Genomic DNA, 16,224 nt, shown 5'->3' with positions numbered 1-16,224 from the left:
TTTATTGGAGGTTCATGATGGGTTTTTACTTAATTTACTTCGCTATCATCATGATCATACCGTTGTATGCACAGTCTCGAGTACGAAGCGCATATAGTAAATACTCTCAAGTGTATTCAACTTCTGGTATGACAGGTGCGGAAGTGGCTCGTAGAATTTTAGATGAGAATGGCTTGTACAATGTTGCGGTAGAAGAAACACCAGGGCATTTATCTGACCACTATGATCCAACATCGAAAACAGTTCGCTTATCCACAGACAATTACTATGGGCATTCTGTTGCTGGGACAGCGGTAGCCGCGCACGAAGTTGGGCATGCGATTCAAGATGCAAAAGATTATGGCTTTATGCGTTTCCGTCATTCGCTTGTTCCTGTTGCAAATTTTGGTTCAAATATGTCGTGGATTTTTATTATGATTGGTATGTTTGCACGTATGTCAAATTTATTGTTATTAGGAATTATCTTAATGGCAGCGGGTGTGTTATTCCAACTTATTACACTTCCGGTTGAATTTGATGCATCAAAACGTGCAATGAAGCAAATTGAAGCGCTAAGAATTGTATCAACGGACGAATATGGCCAAGCTCGTAAAGTATTAAATGCAGCAGCGCTTACGTATGTTGCAGCAGCGGCAGTTGCAGTATTTGAACTGCTTCGTCTTTTATTAATTTATACAGGTATGCAACGGAATGATGATTAAAGACTATCAGTTTTGATAGTCTTTTTTATTGTCATAATTATCGAAGTGCCTGTTATGTCTTTTATAAACGTATGTAATGTGAGAAGTTTGTGTAAGAATAAATGAAGAGTTAGCTGTTTATTATTGAGCAGCAGCTCTTTTTATCCCCCACTGATGGAAAGCTCTCACCAATCGGGCGCATGCCAGCAGTTATCTCCCACCTATCTTCTTTGTTTTCTCAGAATCTTGATGTGGGAGTCTTACTGCCCTAAAGTAACGGGATAAAAGTGTAACAAGCAGAGGTGATAAATATGGAATTTCCAGAGTTATTAGTGAAGCAAGCGAAAGAGAGAATGGCCCCTTATCCTGTTGAAGGTTTTGTATATGGACAAGGACCACAAAATCCAAAAATGATGCTTGTAGGAGAAGCGCCGGGCGAAACAGAAATTCATAATGGGATACCTTTTAGCGGAAGAGCTGGTAATCAGCTCATGGATTTTCTAAAGAGGGTTGATGTGACAAGAGAAGAAGTATACATTACTAGTGCGGTACGTAGTCGGCCGTATAAATGGGGAGAGAAACGAGAGCGAAGTGGAGAAATAGTGAAGCGCAAATATAATCGTACGCCGAATCAGCAGGAGATACTTGCACACGCTCCAATTTTGGATTATGAAATTGAGCATATTCATGCACCTATTATTGTTACACTAGGAAACATTGCGCTCAAACGTTTAGCTGGTTCAGACAAAAAAGTATCAGAGATGCACGGTCAAGTGTTTACGCAACCTGTTCGGCGACTAGCAGATCCTAATGACGCAACTTATACTTGGACAGAAAAAGCTTATACAATTTTCCCAACTTTTCATCCTGCATCAATTTTTTATAATCGGAGTTTATTGGATTTGATCCATGAGGATTTAGAAAAGTTGAGGAAGTATATATAATAGCTTTTTTTCTACAGGTAATCATAAAAAAACTAGAAAAGTTATTGGATTCGATAACTTTTCTAGTTTTGTGTTTAGAAAGAAAGTTCGTTATTTTTGAAGAACCTGTATAGTTAATTATGCAGGGGATTTTTATTTTCATCGAGCGTAAATCCTTCGCCAACAACATCATGCACATCACTTACAGCAACGAAAGCGTGTGGATCAACAGATGTGATAATACTTTTAAGTTTTACAATTTCATTTTTAGCAACAACGCAATATAAAACATTTCGTTCAATTTTTGTGTATGTACCCATTCCTTTTAAGAAAGTTGCTCCACGATCCATTTCTGATAAAATTTGTGCAGCAATTTCATCATTTTTCTCAGATATAATTGTTGCTCCTTTAGCAGCGTATGCTCCTTCTTGCATAAAATCAATGACCTTTGCTCCGATAAAAACGGCAACTAATGTATACATTCCTTGTTGGTAAGATAAATATGTAAGGATTGATAAGGTAATGACGACGGCATCAAACATAAACATAGTTTTCCCCATGCTCCAGCCGATATATTTATGAGCTAGCCGTGCAATAATATCGACTCCACCTGTTGTGCCGCCATACTTGAAAATAATTCCTAACCCAACACCAATAAATAAGCCAGCAAACAAAGCGGCTAACATCATATCATTTTGTAAGTTTAAATGTAAATTAAATACATCATAACGCTGAAAAATCCAGAGAAATAACGAAACACTAAATGTCCCTATTAATGTATATAAAAATGTCGTACGACCAAGCATTTTCCAACCGATAAAAAAGATTGGTATATTTAAGATTAAGTTTGTATAGGATGGGTCTAGTGAAAATAGGAAATAAAGAAGTAGTGTAATTCCAGTAAAACCACCTTCTGCTAAATGGTTTTCAATATTAATATTAACGATGCCAAATGAGAAAATAGCAGAACCAATCAGAATAAAAAGAATATTTTTGATTTTTAAGTTTAATTTCATGCAAATCCCCCTAGTATGTAGTCATGACCTTACCTTGTTCTTAAGGATAGTATACGTAATTTATTGAAAAATTGGCAAGAAAACTTCACGCGTGTTAAGCATCTAGTAAAAGTGACACATAGGAAACTACCACTTCAAGATCCGAAGTAGAACGGGAGTTTTCATAGTGTATCGTCAAAAACGTGGCAAATAAGCGATGACATGCGATAATATTTGTCAAATCGTCATGAATTGGCTAACATGATAAATGAAGGATTAGAGGTGAATAACATGGAACAAAAAACAATGAAAGATATGCAAAAGGAAGTAGATGCATATATTAGTCAATTTAAAGAAGGATATTTTAGTCCGCTTGCTATGCTGGCTCGTTTAACAGAAGAGATGGGAGAGCTTGCGAGGGAAATTAATCATTATTATGGTGAAAAGCCTAAGAAAAGCACAGAAAAAGAACGTACAGTTGAAGAAGAGCTTGGGGATGTGTTATTTGTTATGATTTGCATGGCAAATAGCTTAAACATTGATTTAGAAACAGCTCATAATATAGTTATGGAAAAATTTAATACACGTGATAAAGATCGCTGGACACGTATTGAAGAGGGAGAGAAGAAGGAATGAATGAGATTAAAGTAATTATTGCAGGGCCACGAGGACGTATGGGGCAAGAAGCAGTACTTCTTATGGAGAGAACACCACATTTCAAATTAGTTGCTGCTATTGATTACAAACATGGTGGTAAGAAAGTTTCTGAAATTGCTGGATTACCTAATATAGATGCTCCAATTTATGCGGATTTACATACTTGTTTAGATGAAGTGGAAGCAGATGTTTTGCTTGATTTAACAACACCAGAAATCGGAAAGAAACACGTAACACTTGCGGTAGAGCGAGGCATTTGTTCTGTTATCGGAACAACAGGTTTTACAGAAGAAGAGCTGCAAAAATTAACAGAAACAGCGAAAGAGAAACAAGTTGGTACAATTATTGCACCAAACTTTGCAGTTGGAGCTGTTTTAATGATGAAGTTCTCTCAAATGGCAGCGAAATATTTCCAAGATGTTGAAGTCATTGAATTGCATCATGATCAAAAATTAGATGCTCCTTCTGGTACGGCTGTGAAGACCGTAGATTTAATTCGTCAAAATCGTGAACCGAAACAACAAGGGCATCCAAATGAAACAGAACAACTAGAAGGTGCACGCGGTGCAAATGTTGATGGTATTCATATTCATAGCGTACGGTTACCAGGATTGATTGCACATCAGGAAGTACTATTTGGCGGGGATGGACAAATGTTAACGATTCGTCACGATTCTTTTAACCGTGCATCATTTATGTCAGGAGTAAAACTTTCTATTGAAACAGTCATGCAATTAGATCATCTCGTATATGGTTTAGAAAATATTATTGACTAAAGGGGAAAATAAAGATGAAGATTGCCTTAATTGCCCATGATAAAAAGAAAAATGATATGGTCTCGTTTGTGTATGCATACCAACCTATTTTAGAGAAACATATGTTATTTGCAACAGGAACAACAGGTCTTCGAATTATGGAGGCGACAGGTATGTCTGTGACAAGATATCAATCTGGTCCGCTTGGGGGCGATCAAGAAATTGGTGCAATGATTGCAAAAAATGACTTGGATATGGTGATCTTCTTCCGTGATCCATTAACGTCGCAGCCACATGAACCGGATGTGAATGCGCTTCTTCGCTTATGTGATGTATACTCAATTCCACTTGCAACGAATATGGCAAGTGCGGAGCTTTTAATGCATGCATTAGAGCGGGGCGATTTAGATTATCGAAAGCTACGAAAATGAGGGGAACGATATGAACGGATTACATATATTAGCTTTTGGTGCCCATGCCGATGACGTTGAAATTGGTATGGCGGGTACAATCGCGAAATATACGAAACAAGGGTATGAAGTTGGAATTTGTGATTTAACAGAGGCAGATCTTTCTTCTAATGGAACGGTAGAGCTGAGAAAGCAGGAAGCGATAGAGGCAGCTAGAAGGCTTGGCGTACAGAAGCGCATGAATCTAGCGATGCCAGACCGCGGCTTATATATGAAAGAAGAGTATATCCAAGAGATTGTGAAAATTATTCGTACGCATAAACCGAAGCTTGTCTTCGTACCATTTTATGAGGATCGTCATCCAGATCATGCAAATTGTGCAAAACTTGTAGAAGAAGCCATCTTTTCAGCGGGAATTCGTAAATATATGCCGGAAATTCCGCCTCATCGCGTACAATCACTCTATTTTTACATGATTAATGGCTTTCATAAACCGGATTTTTGTATTGATATTAGTTCATATATTTCTGATAAGATTGCTGCGTTAGAAGCATATGAAAGTCAATTTACAAAAGGAGAAAACGGTGTAATAACTCCGTTGACAGAAGGGTATGTAGAAACGGTTGTAGCGCGTGAAAAAATGTTTGGAAAAGAAGTTGGCGTGACATATGCAGAAGGATTTATGAGCAAAAGGCCACTTCTATTAGATGAAGATTTAATAGGAGGAGTAAAATGAAATTAAAAATAGGGATTACTTGTTATCCTTCTGTTGGCGGTTCTGGAGTGGTTGGAACGGAATTAGGAAAGTTGTTAGCAGAACGCGGGCATGAAATTCATTTTATTACGTCAGGATTGCCGTTTCGTTTAAATAAAGTATATCCGAACATTTATTTTCATGAAGTAACAGTTAATCAATATTCTGTCTTTCAATACCCGCCGTATGACTTGGCGCTAGCGAGTAAAATGGCAGAAGTAGCGCAAAGAGAAAAGTTAGATATACTGCATGTACATTATGCAATTCCGCATGCGATTTGCGCATATTTGGCAAAGCAAATGATTGGCGAAAACATTAAAATTGTAACAACATTACATGGAACAGACATTACTGTATTAGGATCGGATCCTTCCTTAAATAATCTAATTCGGTTTGGAATTGAACAATCAGATGTTGTGACGGCTGTATCTCATTCACTTATTGAAGAAACATATGAATTAGTAAACACGCAAAAAGAAATTAAAACGGTTTATAATTTTATTGATGAACGCGTGTACTTTCAAAGGGATATGTCCCAGTTAAGAAAAGAATACGGTATACAAAAAGAAGAAAAAGTATTAATTCATATTTCGAACTTTCGAAAAGTAAAGCGTGTTCAGGATGTGGTACAATCATTCGCTCTCATTGTAAAACAAGCAAAAGTAAAACTATTGCTTGTTGGCGATGGTCCTGAATTTTGTACGATTGTGCAGCTCGTGAAACATTTAGGAATTGAAGATCATGTTTTATTTTTAGGAAAGCAAGATAATGTAGCTGAGCTTCTGGCAATGAGTGATGTGATGATGCTGTTATCAGAGAAAGAAAGTTTTGGACTTGTATTGCTTGAAGCAATGGCGTGTGGTGTCCCTTGTATTGGTACGCGTATTGGTGGCATTCCTGAAGTTATTGAACACGGAGAAACGGGATATATATGTGAACTAGGAGATGTAGAGGGAGCTGCACAGCAAGCAATCCAGCTTCTTCAAGATGATACATTACATGCTAAAATGGCCAAGCGTTCCATGCAAGTGGCGTATGAACAATTTGGCTCAGAAAAGATTGTTTCACAATATGAAGCGATTTATTATGACATATTAAGGGATGACAAATATGAAACGATTTAAACGAGCGGTTCCAATTATTAATACGTTAACGCAAAATGGCTTTGAAGCGTATTTTGTAGGTGGGAGCGTGCGCGATTATATAATTGGAAGACCAATTGGTGATATCGATATTGCAACATCTGCTTTGCCAGAAGAGGTAATGCGTCTATTCCCGCGCCACGTACCTGTTGGAATTGAACACGGTACGGTCATTGTTGTACAAGAAGATATTCCGTATGAAGTAACGACATTTCGAACAGAGGGAGACTACGAAGATTTTCGTCATCCGGGCAGTGTACAATTTGTTCGTTCGCTAGACGAAGATTTGCAACGTCGTGATTTTACAATGAATGCAATTGCTATGACGGAAACCGGAGAAATCGTTGATTTATTTGGTGGACAAGAAGCCATTGCTAAAAAGGAAATTGCAACTGTAGGGAATGCAGCAGATCGTTTTCAAGAAGATGCTCTTCGTATGATGCGCGGTATTCGCTTTGTTAGTACACTTGGATTTACTTTAGAAGAAGAAACAAAACAAGCTATTATAAAGTATGGACATTTACTTGAACATATCGCAATTGAAAGAATTACAGTTGAATTTGAAAAGCTACTTACCGGTGCATATTGCGCAAAAGCACTTCAGCTGCTAGTAGAAACGAAATTATATGAGCACTTGCCTTATTTACAAATGTGCGGAGATTTTATTTCAAACGCAGCAGAGTATGATTGGAGTTTTTTCAAAAATGATACTGAGGCGTGGGCGTTCTTTTTATATTGTATGAGGGAAGAACACCCATCTGTTTTTTTAAGACAATGGAAATTTTCAAATAAAAAAATAAAAGATATTGTATCCGTTTTATTATATGTGAGGGCACGAGAAAAACACGGTTGGAATGAGTTTTTATTATATAAAGCTGGGAAAGATATTGCTCTTACGGCAGAGCGTGTATACGAAGCTATCATGAATACATATTTAAATTCGAATGTTGAGAGTGTAGAAAAGGTATATGAAGATTTACCAATTCATAATCGGCAGCAATTGCAAGTAAGTGGCAACGATTTATTATCATGGTCAAAGGAACAGGCAGGACCGTGGGTTGCGAATGCACTGCAAAAAATTGAAGAAGAAGTCGTATACGGACGATTAAAAAATGAGAAAGAGTGTATAAAGGAGTGGATGCATAGATGCAATCTACTATAAGAAAACAGTTATTGCAAATCTTTTCTGAAGCTAATGGTGAATTTCTATCGGGACAAACGATTAGCGAGAAACTAGGATGCTCAAGAACAGCTGTGTGGAAACATATGGAATTCCTTAGGGAAGAAGGATATGAGCTAGAGGCTGTACGACGCCTAGGTTATCGCATTGCAAGTAAACCAGACAAAGTAACAGCAAATGAAATTCAGCTCGGTTTACAAACAGAGTTTTTAGGCAGAACGGTATACTTTGAAGAGTCGGTAACATCTACACAGCAAATCGCAGCTCGTCTTGCTTATGAAGGAGCAGCTGAAGGAACCGTTGTTGTTGCAGAGGAGCAAACAGCAGGTCGTGGCCGATTAAGCAGAAAGTGGTACTCACCAAAAGGGACAGGAATTTGGATGAGCATTATTTTACGCCCAACAGTTCCGATTCATCAAGCACCGCAATTAACATTGTTAGCTGCTGTTAGCGTAGCGCAGGCAATTGAAAAATGCACAAATCTTTCCGTTGGCATTAAATGGCCGAATGATATTTTAATTAATGGGAAGAAAGTAGTTGGCATTTTAACAGAAATGCAAGCAGATCCTGATAAAATTAATGCTGTTATTATTGGAATTGGCATTAATGTTAATCAAAAACAAGAGCATTTTGCGGAAGATATCCAGCATACTGCTACTTCCTTAGCACTCGAAGCCGAAAAAACGATTGTACGAGCTGAACTTATGCAGCAAATTTTCTTACAAATGGAAAAGCTATATAAAGAGTATTTAGATCGTGGTTTTTCAGTTATTAAGCTTTTGTGGGAAAGTTACGCTGTGAGTATTGGAAAAGAAATTACAGCGCGTACAATGACAAATACAATTACGGGAATTGCAAAAGGAATTACGGCTGATGGTGTCCTTATACTTGAAGATCATGAAGGAATCGTACATCATATTCATTCCGCTGATATTGAAGTGAAATAAAGTGAAACTTCCGTCAGTGAGGCATAACTGCCCGTTAATGCGGGATAAGGTTTCTATAATTTCTGTCTCATTTGAGGAAATTCCTTTTTCATTCCTTTGGCTTACGCCAACTAAAATTCATCCCTTCCCTACTCATTGGGCTTGACCCTTCTCATTCCTTGAGGAAGGGGAATTCTTTTGGAAGTATGTTAAAAAGAAGCAAAGGGCTATTGTATGTGAAAAATGATTTTCTTTTTTAGAAAAGTATAGCAATTATGTTTTGCTATTTGTTATAATAAGGTCGAATATGGGCAGTATCAATGTGAACTGCACCGCTGTTTAGGAAAATCAAAATAAAAATGTGGATTCTGCCTTGATCCAAAATAGGACTGGGACAGAGGGATGAATTTTGCCGAATGATACTACCCTTCTGCCTTTTTATGGCCAGAAGGGTTTTTTATATGTTTTTTCATCCGGCCATCTCCTCTCTCCAGGTAAAGGAGGAGAAGTTTTTGAAAACTGTAACGGATTTTTTGAAAATGAAAGAACAAAGTGAGCCGATTGCGATGGTAACTGCATATGACTATCCCTCAGCAAAGTTTGCTGAGGAAGCAGAAGTTGACATGATTTTAGTTGGTGACTCGCTTGGCATGGTTGTGCTCGGCTACGACTCAACAATTCCAGTAACAGTTGATGATATGATTCATCATACGAAAGCAGTGCGCCGCGGCGCGAAAAATACATTTGTTGTAACAGATATGCCATTTATGTCTTATCATGTTTCACTGCAAGAAACTATGCATAACGCACGTCGTATTGTGCAAGAAAGCGGTGCGCATGCAGTAAAAGTTGAAGGAGCAGATGAAGTTGTATCAATCATTCGTTTCCTTACGAATGCAGGCATTCCAGTTGTAGCCCATCTTGGCTTAACACCGCAATCTGTCGGTGTGCTAGGTGGCTATAAAGTGCAAGGAAAAGATGCGGAAAGTGCAAAGAAATTGTTAGAAGACGCCAAAAAATGCGAAGAGGCGGGAGCAATTGCGCTTGTATTAGAGTGTGTACCGATGCAATTAGCGGAACTTGTAACAAAACAATTGTCGATTCCAACTATCGGTATTGGCGCTGGTAATGGAACGGATGGTCAAGTTCTTGTCTATCACGATCTTATTACGTATGGTGTAAACCGCGTTCCGAAATTTGTGAAGCAGTACACATCTGTGCAAGAAGAAATAGTAAGAGGTATTGGGCAATATGTTCATGAAGTAAAGGAAAGACAATTTCCAGAGAAAGAACATTCGTTTACGATGAAAGAAGAAGAATGCTTAGCGTTATACGGAGGAAAACAATAATGCATATTATTACGACAGTGCAAGAGATGCAGCAAATCGCAGGAGAGCTTCGTGCAAGCGGGAAAAAAGTTGGGTTCGTTCCAACGATGGGCTATTTGCATGAAGGACATTTAACGTTACTGAGACAAGCGAAAAAAGAAAATGATATTGTTATGTTAAGTATATTTGTAAATCCATTGCAGTTTGGACCGAATGAAGATTTAGATCGCTACCCGCGTGATATTGAACGTGATGAGCGATTAGCGCGTGAAGTAGAAGTGGATTATTTATTTTATCCAAGTGTCGAAGAAATGTATCCAACGGATCGGACAACGAATGTTGAAGTTGTGAAGCGTACGGATGTTTTGTGCGGAAAGCAGCGACCAGGTCATTTTGCTGGAGTTGTAACAGTATTGATGAAGCTTTTCAATATTACAATGCCAAATCGTGCGTATTTTGGTATGAAAGATGCACAGCAAGTAGCAGTTATCGAAGGATTTGTGGGTGACTATAATATTCCTGTGACAATTGTGCCGGTTGAGATTGTACGTGAAGAAGATGGCTTAGCACGTAGTTCTCGCAACATTTATTTATCAGAGAGAGAACGCCAAGAAGCACCGCATTTATATAAAAGCTTATACATGGCGAAAGAACGAGTTGCTGAAGGGGAGCGTAATCCAAAAAATATTACGAACTTCATTAAAGAATATATTGAAACGAACACACATGGTATTGTCGACTATGCTGATCTATATACGTATCCGAATTTAACTGAGGTTGAGAAAATAAGCGGACGTATGATTATTGCGATAGCTGTAAAGTTTGAAAATGCACGATTAATTGATAATATTACATTTACGGTTGAATAAGGAGGAGCAACTATGTTTCGCACAATGATGAGAGCGAAGTTACACCGAGGTACGGTAACGGAAGCAAATTTAAATTATGTAGGAAGTATTACAATTGATGAGGATTTAATGGATGCAGTTGGTATTGTTGAAAATGAAAAAGTGCAAATTGTAAACAATAATAACGGTGCTCGTTTAGAAACATATGTTATAAAAGGAGAACGCGGCACAGGGGTAATTTGTTTAAACGGTGCAGCTGCTCGACTCGTTCAGCCCGGCGATAAAGTCATTATCATTTGCTACGGATTAGTTTCAGAAGAAAAAGTACTAACACATGTTCCGAAAATTGCTGTTTTAGATGACAATAATCAAATTGTGGAAATGCTTGGAGCGGAAAAAGCAGGCACAATTTTATAATGTATAAGAAAAGCTATCTCTGTGTGAAAGGGATAGCTTTTCTTATGCGAAAGCAAAATCATTTCATTTTTCGTATCTTTCCATTAAGATGAGTAAAAACGTGGTATAGTAACACTATAGAAATTTTGTTGTTTGAAAGGTAAGAAATTGAGGTGTCATAGATGAGTAAGCGTTATGTCGTAGTCGATTTAGAAACGACAGGGAATGCCTGGAAAGATGGGAAAGATAAAATTACTCAAATTGCAGCAGTTGTTGTAGAAGATGGAGAAATTCTTGAAATTTTCTCTTCTTTTGTAAACCCTGAACGGGACATTCCCCCATTTATTACAGAATTAACGGGAATTGATGAAACACTTGTGAAGAAAGCTCCGTTATTCAGAGATGTAGCGCCGATGATTATTGAACTATTACAAGGTGCGTACTTTGTTGCACATAATGTTCATTTTGATTGGAACTTTTTACAAGAAGAACTACGGCAAGCGGGATTCCTAGAAGTAACATGCCCGAAAATTGATACAGTTGAACTGGCACATATTTTATTGCCGACAGCTGATAGTTATAAATTACGTGATTTAGCAAAAAGATATGGCTTTGATCATGATCAGCCTCATCGTGCTGATAGTGATGCAATGGTAACAGCAGAGATATTTTTACAATTGCTTGCTAAAATGGAAAGTTTACCACTCGTTACATTGCAATCGTTATATGAATTAAGCGATATGTTCCAAAGTAACATTGGAGACATTATGTCTGCATGTATTTTGAATAAGATGATACATGGAACAGACGATGCGGAAAAATATGATATATATCGAAATTTTGCTCTCTGCAAACGCAATTATGCATTGCAAATTGGCGTGGAGAAAATTACTGATTTTTCTTCTTTTTTAACGGAAGCGATGCAGCGTTTAGCTGAAGTAATACCGTTTTTTGAAAAAAGAGACGGGCAGCAGATGATGATAAATGAAGTTTACGAAGCGCTTAGAGACTCTCGATTTTCGTTAATTGAAGCGGGAACAGGTACAGGGAAAACATTAGCGTATTTACTGCCTAGTATTTTTTATGCGAAAGAAAAAGAACAGCCGGTAGTCATTAGTACACAAACTGTGCAGTTGCAACAACAAATTTTAGCAAAAGAAATCCCATTGTTGAAAAAAATACTTCCGTTCCCGTTTGAAGTAGCGATGTTAAAAGGAAGGAAGCATTATTTGTGTTTACATAAATTTGAGCATGCATTGGGCGAAGTGGACAATCATTACGATGATGCATTAACGAAAGCGAAAATTTTAGTATGGCTTCTTGATACAGAATCAGGAGATCGAGATGAGTTAAATATTCCAGCTGGAGGAAAGTTATTATGGGAGCGTATTTGTAGTGATGCTCATAGTCCAAATGGCATGAAAAGTGTGTGGTTTAGCCGTTGTTTTTATCAGCGTGCAAAAAATAAAGCATTATTTGCTGATGTTGTAATCACAAATCATACTTTATTGTTCCAAGATTTCGTGAGTGAAGAATCATTACTTGCATCATGTGAACATATTATTTTTGATGAAGCTCATCATTTGGAAGAAACGGCAAGTAGAGCGTTAGGAGAGCAATTTTCTTGTATGTATTTTCAACTTATTTTATCGCGTTTTGGTACGTTAGAAACATCTGATGTGTTAGCTAAAGTGTACGATATGATGAAGCAGTCGAAAATTGCTGTTCGTTCTACATTTCAAATGATTAATCGTACGCTGAAAGAAATTAAGTTTGACGCAGATGAGCTATTCCAAATGCTCCGTACATTTATATTTCAAAAAACAAAGCAAGAAGACGCGCCTGGAAATATGCCGCTTATGTACCGTTATAATGTAAATAAAGAAAGAGGAAAGCTTTGGCGCAGTATTGTTGAATTAACGGACCGTTTTGTGCATCAGCTAGGCATATTGCTGATGTTATTAGAAAAACAAGGTGAGATGCTGCAGAAGCAAAGTGAATGGGAAACGCATATGATTACGGGGGAGTTTGTACATCTTATAGAGGTACTTTCTAAGATGACCCATTCTTTACGGAAACTTATTTTAGAAGATACGAGTTATGTGACATGGATGGAAGCAGAAACGAAAGGAACAATTCATTCGACTATCCTGTATGCACAGCCAGTTGATATAAGTGATTTATTTGCAGATCAATTTTTAACACGTAAACGAAGCGTTATTTTTACTTCAGCTACTTTAACTGTAGATGATACGTTTGATTATATAGAAGAAGAGCTTGGATTAGTGGATTTTACACCGAATACATTAACAATTCCATCACCATTTCATTATGAAGAGCAAGTAAAATTAATGGTTTCAACAGATGTTCCGCATATTAAACATGTAACTGAAGAAGAGTATGTAAGAGCAGTGTCTGAACATATTATGAAGATTGCTAAAGCTACAAATGGTCGGATGCTTGTTTTATTTACATCATATGAAATGTTAAAGCAGACATTTGAAGTATTAAAAAAGGAAGAGGCACTGGAAGAATTTCTTTTATTAACACAAAGTGTTCATAATCGCAGCCGTACCCGAATGATTCGAAAGTTTCAGGAGTTTGAAAAATCCATTTTATTAGGAACAAGCAGTTTTTGGGAAGGAATTGACATACCAGGAGATGCGTTAAGCTGTCTTGTAATTGTTCGTCTCCCGTTCACATCACCGCATCAGCCAATGATGCAAGCGAAAAGTGAACGGCTCAAAGAAAAAGGAGAAGATTCATTTACAAAGCTTGCTTTGCCACAAGCAATCCTTCGTTTTAAACAAGGTTTTGGACGCCTTATTCGTACAACGACGGATACAGGAACAGTATTTGTGTTAGATCGTCGTCTCACTGCATCTTTTTATGGGAAACGATTTATTCAATCTATTCCGAGCATTCCATTGTACGAAGGACCATTAGAGGATTTAATCGAAAGAATGGAATAGTAAAGTGAGACTTCCATCATGAAAGGGATTCTTCATTCCTTACTAATGGAAAACTATTACTAGTTGGGCGCATGTTAGCTGTTATCCCTTATCTCTCTTGTTTTGTTTCTCGAAATTTTGAGGAAGGGCCTTACTGCCCGTTAATACGGGATAAAAACTAACGCCTGAAGCAAATTTGCTTCAGGCGTTACATGTGGGTAGGAGGAAATTTTATTTTTTCTTACATTAAGTATCGAAATACGATGGTTTTCGACTTCAAACCTTTTTTTGAAGAACATGTCCTGCTATAATAGATGGGTGATGAAGCAGGGTTTATAAAGAATGTACTCTTATTGTAACCGCAATGCGTTCTTCTATGATTAGAAATTTTGTGTAACGGAGGAGTTTTTATGGAGAAGAAAATTGAAGTACTATCAACGACGCGTCTTGAATACACGTCTGATTTATACAAGATTGTTGATAGCTTAAATCGAACATTAAAAGAAAAAGATCTGATGTTCGGATTAGCATTAGATGAAAAAGAAAAAGAGACAGCAATATTTACGATTTACAGAACGTAGTGATACAATGAAAAAGTGGATTTTAACAATTTTTATTGTAATCGTTGCTGTTGTTTTATATGGGGTACACATTTATAATACAACGATGGAGAAAAAAGTTCCGAAAGAATCGAAAACAGTTGAGGTTGCAAAAGAAAAAGCAAAACTTACAAAAGTAACAAAAGTCGATTATTATAACGGTCAAGCTCCATATGAAGTTGTACAAGGTGTGAATGAAAAAGGAGAACAATATATCGTTTGGGTGCCTGAGAAAAAAGGAGATATTCTGATGCGAAAAGCAAGTGAAGGTATTTCTGAAAAAGATGCATTGCAAATTGTTGCTAAGGAGCGAAAGCCAAAGCAATTTGTAAAAGCAAAATTAGGCGCCGAAAACAATGTTCCATTATGGGAAATTACATATATTGATGATGAAAATCGTTATACTTACTACTATCTCGCATTCGAAGATGGTAAGTTTTTAAAACGATACAGCATTGAAAAATAAGTGCAGGGGGAACTCAGGATGAAATTAGCAAAGCGAGTAGCTGCTCTAACACCATCTACAACGTTAGAAATTACAGCAAAGGCACAAGCGTTAAAAGCAGAAGGACATGATGTGATAGCATTAGGAGCAGGAGAGCCTGACTTTAATACGCCAGAGCATATTATGGATGCTGCTCATAAAGCAATGTTAGAAGGTTATACAAAATATACACCAACAGGTGGATTAGCTACGCTGAAACAAGAAATTATCAAAAAGTTTGAGCGTGACCAAGGCATATCTTATGAACCATCTCAAGTTATTGTATGTAACGGTGCAAAGCATGCTTTATATACGCTGTTTCAAGTATTACTTGATGAAGGTGATGAAGTTATTATTCCAACTCCGTATTGGGTAAGTTATCCAGAGCAAGTAAAGCTTGCGGGTGGTGAACCAGTATATGTAGAGGGGTTAGAAGAAAATAATTATAAAATCACACCAGAGCAATTGCGTCAAGTGATTACAGAAAAAACGAAAGCCGTAATTATTAACTCGCCTAGCAACCCAACAGGGATGATTTATAGCAAAGAAGAGTTGCAGCAGCTTGGACAAGTATGCTTAGAGCATGACATTTTAATTGTTTCTGATGAAATTTATGAGAAATTAATTTATGGCGATGCGGTGTATACATCAATTGCTGAGATTTCTGATGAATTAAAAGAACAGACTCTTATTATTAACGGTGTATCAAAATCGCATTCAATGACAGGATGGCGCATTGGCTACGCAGCAGGTAATAAAGAACTTATTAAAGCGATGACGAACTTAGCGAGTCATAGTACATCAAACCCTACTTCAATTGCGCAGTATGGAGCGATTGCTGCTTATGCTGGAGATCAACAACCTGTAGAAATGATGCGCAGCGCATTTGAAGAGCGATTAAATATCGTTTATGAGAAACTGATTCAAATTCCTGGGTTCACTTGCATTAAACCGCAAGGAGCGTTCTATCTGTTCCCGAATGTGAAAGAAGCAGTAGCCTTAGCTGGTTTTGAAACAGTTGATGAATGGGCAAAAGGATTATTAGAAGAAGAAAAAGTTGCCCTCATTCCAGGAACAGGATTCGGAGCACCAAATAACGTTCGTTTATCATACGCAACTTCACTTGAACAATTAGAGAAAGCGTTAGAACGTATTGATACATTTATGAAAAACAAAATGAAATAAGAGTAGCTCTT

At 37.4% G+C, this 16,224-nt stretch carries 17 protein-coding genes; 16 read left to right on the top strand and 1 reads right to left on the bottom strand.

The features are described 5' to 3' along the window. Nucleotides 1-17: 17 nt before the first annotated feature. The gene (locus AB1279_RS16595; protein WP_336482815.1) at nt 18-701 is read left to right on the top strand and encodes a zinc metallopeptidase; all 684 of its coding nucleotides are present in this window, start codon (nt 18-20) and stop codon (nt 699-701) included. A 290-nt stretch (nt 702-991) separates the two neighbouring features. Next, nucleotides 992-1,624 carry a uracil-DNA glycosylase gene (locus AB1279_RS16590; RefSeq protein WP_429759949.1) on the top strand — a complete coding sequence of 211 codons (633 nt, stop codon included), beginning with the start codon at nt 992-994 and terminating at the stop codon, nt 1,622-1,624. Nucleotides 1,625-1,737: 113 nt separating this feature from the next. Here AB1279_RS16590 and AB1279_RS16585 read toward each other — a convergent pair whose 3' ends face one another. After that, nucleotides 1,738-2,619, bottom strand: coding sequence for a YitT family protein (locus AB1279_RS16585; RefSeq protein WP_429750917.1), 882 nt, complete (start codon nt 2,617-2,619; stop codon nt 1,738-1,740). Between the two features lie 270 nt (nt 2,620-2,889). Here AB1279_RS16585 and AB1279_RS16580 point away from each other — a divergent pair, with 270 nt between their 5' ends. The 14 genes from AB1279_RS16580 to AB1279_RS16515 all read left to right on the top strand — a co-directional run bounded on the left by AB1279_RS16580 (nt 2,890) and on the right by AB1279_RS16515 (nt 16,213). Next, the gene (locus tag AB1279_RS16580) at nt 2,890-3,234 is read left to right on the top strand and encodes a nucleotide pyrophosphohydrolase (protein WP_377881249.1); all 345 of its coding nucleotides are present in this window, start codon (nt 2,890-2,892) and stop codon (nt 3,232-3,234) included. After that, complete coding sequence (gene dapB, locus AB1279_RS16575) at nt 3,231-4,031, top strand: 4-hydroxy-tetrahydrodipicolinate reductase (RefSeq protein ID WP_429750915.1); 801 nt, start codon at nt 3,231-3,233, stop codon at nt 4,029-4,031. Before AB1279_RS16580 ends, dapB begins: the two co-directional genes overlap by 4 nt. A gap of 14 nt (nt 4,032-4,045) precedes the next feature. Further along, nucleotides 4,046-4,441: a methylglyoxal synthase gene (gene mgsA / locus AB1279_RS16570; RefSeq protein ID WP_336482820.1), complete on the top strand. Its 396-nt coding sequence runs from the start codon at nt 4,046-4,048 to the stop codon at nt 4,439-4,441. Between the two features lie 10 nt (nt 4,442-4,451). Further along, the gene (bshB1, locus tag AB1279_RS16565; RefSeq protein WP_429759947.1) at nt 4,452-5,156 is read left to right on the top strand and encodes a bacillithiol biosynthesis deacetylase BshB1; all 705 of its coding nucleotides are present in this window, start codon (nt 4,452-4,454) and stop codon (nt 5,154-5,156) included. Then, nucleotides 5,153-6,298: an N-acetyl-alpha-D-glucosaminyl L-malate synthase BshA gene (bshA, locus tag AB1279_RS16560; RefSeq protein ID WP_429759946.1), complete on the top strand. Its 1,146-nt coding sequence runs from the start codon at nt 5,153-5,155 to the stop codon at nt 6,296-6,298. The genes bshB1 and bshA overlap by 4 nt, the downstream gene beginning before the upstream one ends. After that, a complete protein-coding gene (locus AB1279_RS16555; protein WP_429759945.1) occupies nt 6,285-7,478 on the top strand; it encodes a CCA tRNA nucleotidyltransferase in 1,194 nt (397 codons plus the stop codon). The genes bshA and AB1279_RS16555 overlap by 14 nt, the downstream gene beginning before the upstream one ends. Beyond that, nucleotides 7,463-8,443: a biotin--[acetyl-CoA-carboxylase] ligase gene (locus AB1279_RS16550; RefSeq protein WP_429759944.1), complete on the top strand. Its 981-nt coding sequence runs from the start codon at nt 7,463-7,465 to the stop codon at nt 8,441-8,443. The genes AB1279_RS16555 and AB1279_RS16550 overlap by 16 nt, the downstream gene beginning before the upstream one ends. 491 nt (nt 8,444-8,934) lie before the next feature. Further along, nucleotides 8,935-9,771, top strand: coding sequence for a 3-methyl-2-oxobutanoate hydroxymethyltransferase (panB, locus tag AB1279_RS16545; protein WP_336482827.1), 837 nt, complete (start codon nt 8,935-8,937; stop codon nt 9,769-9,771). After that, nucleotides 9,771-10,619: a pantoate--beta-alanine ligase gene (gene panC / locus AB1279_RS16540; RefSeq protein WP_429759943.1), complete on the top strand. Its 849-nt coding sequence runs from the start codon at nt 9,771-9,773 to the stop codon at nt 10,617-10,619. Before panB ends, panC begins: the two co-directional genes overlap by 1 nt. A gap of 12 nt (nt 10,620-10,631) precedes the next feature. Continuing rightward, entirely contained in the window at nt 10,632-11,015 is a 384-nt protein-coding gene (gene panD / locus AB1279_RS16535; RefSeq protein ID WP_098309382.1) for an aspartate 1-decarboxylase, read from the top strand. A 161-nt stretch (nt 11,016-11,176) separates the two neighbouring features. Continuing rightward, nucleotides 11,177-13,966, top strand: coding sequence for an ATP-dependent DNA helicase DinG (gene dinG, locus AB1279_RS16530; protein WP_429759941.1), 2,790 nt, complete (start codon nt 11,177-11,179; stop codon nt 13,964-13,966). Nucleotides 13,967-14,355: 389 nt separating this feature from the next. Then, nucleotides 14,356-14,526, top strand: coding sequence for a YpmA family protein (locus AB1279_RS16525; protein ID WP_429750899.1), 171 nt, complete (start codon nt 14,356-14,358; stop codon nt 14,524-14,526). A 7-nt stretch (nt 14,527-14,533) separates the two neighbouring features. Next, a complete protein-coding gene (locus tag AB1279_RS16520) occupies nt 14,534-15,010 on the top strand; it encodes a DUF5590 domain-containing protein (protein ID WP_429754342.1) in 477 nt (158 codons plus the stop codon). Between the two features lie 18 nt (nt 15,011-15,028). Then, nucleotides 15,029-16,213, top strand: coding sequence for a pyridoxal phosphate-dependent aminotransferase (locus AB1279_RS16515; protein WP_429759940.1), 1,185 nt, complete (start codon nt 15,029-15,031; stop codon nt 16,211-16,213). Nucleotides 16,214-16,224: the final 11 nt, after the last annotated feature.

The sequence above is a fragment of the Bacillus sp. S14(2024) genome (assembly GCF_050473785.1).
GTDB lineage: Bacteria > Bacillota > Bacilli > Bacillales > Bacillaceae_G > Bacillus_A > Bacillus_A yunxiaonensis.
Note: the sequence above shows the minus strand (reverse complement) of the source record. Positions and strands in the feature narration are given on the sequence as shown.

Coding starts and splice junctions, on each gene's coding strand:
- AB1279_RS16550 (WP_429759944.1), top strand. CDS start 7,463: ATGCAATCTACTATAAGAAAACAGTTATTGCAAATCTTTTCTGAAGCT.
- AB1279_RS16520 (WP_429754342.1), top strand. CDS start 14,534: ATGAAAAAGTGGATTTTAACAATTTTTATTGTAATCGTTGCTGTTGTT.
- bshA (WP_429759946.1), top strand. CDS start 5,153: ATGAAATTAAAAATAGGGATTACTTGTTATCCTTCTGTTGGCGGTTCT.
- bshB1 (WP_429759947.1), top strand. CDS start 4,452: ATGAACGGATTACATATATTAGCTTTTGGTGCCCATGCCGATGACGTT.
- AB1279_RS16590 (WP_429759949.1), top strand. CDS start 992: ATGGAATTTCCAGAGTTATTAGTGAAGCAAGCGAAAGAGAGAATGGCC.
- panD (WP_098309382.1), top strand. CDS start 10,632: ATGTTTCGCACAATGATGAGAGCGAAGTTACACCGAGGTACGGTAACG.
- panC (WP_429759943.1), top strand. CDS start 9,771: ATGCATATTATTACGACAGTGCAAGAGATGCAGCAAATCGCAGGAGAG.
- AB1279_RS16525 (WP_429750899.1), top strand. CDS start 14,356: ATGGAGAAGAAAATTGAAGTACTATCAACGACGCGTCTTGAATACACG.
- dinG (WP_429759941.1), top strand. CDS start 11,177: ATGAGTAAGCGTTATGTCGTAGTCGATTTAGAAACGACAGGGAATGCC.
- AB1279_RS16595 (WP_336482815.1), top strand. CDS start 18: ATGGGTTTTTACTTAATTTACTTCGCTATCATCATGATCATACCGTTG.
- dapB (WP_429750915.1), top strand. CDS start 3,231: ATGAATGAGATTAAAGTAATTATTGCAGGGCCACGAGGACGTATGGGG.
- mgsA (WP_336482820.1), top strand. CDS start 4,046: ATGAAGATTGCCTTAATTGCCCATGATAAAAAGAAAAATGATATGGTC.
- AB1279_RS16580 (WP_377881249.1), top strand. CDS start 2,890: ATGGAACAAAAAACAATGAAAGATATGCAAAAGGAAGTAGATGCATAT.
- AB1279_RS16585 (WP_429750917.1), bottom strand. CDS start 2,619: ATGAAATTAAACTTAAAAATCAAAAATATTCTTTTTATTCTGATTGGT.
- AB1279_RS16555 (WP_429759945.1), top strand. CDS start 6,285: ATGAAACGATTTAAACGAGCGGTTCCAATTATTAATACGTTAACGCAA.
- AB1279_RS16515 (WP_429759940.1), top strand. CDS start 15,029: ATGAAATTAGCAAAGCGAGTAGCTGCTCTAACACCATCTACAACGTTA.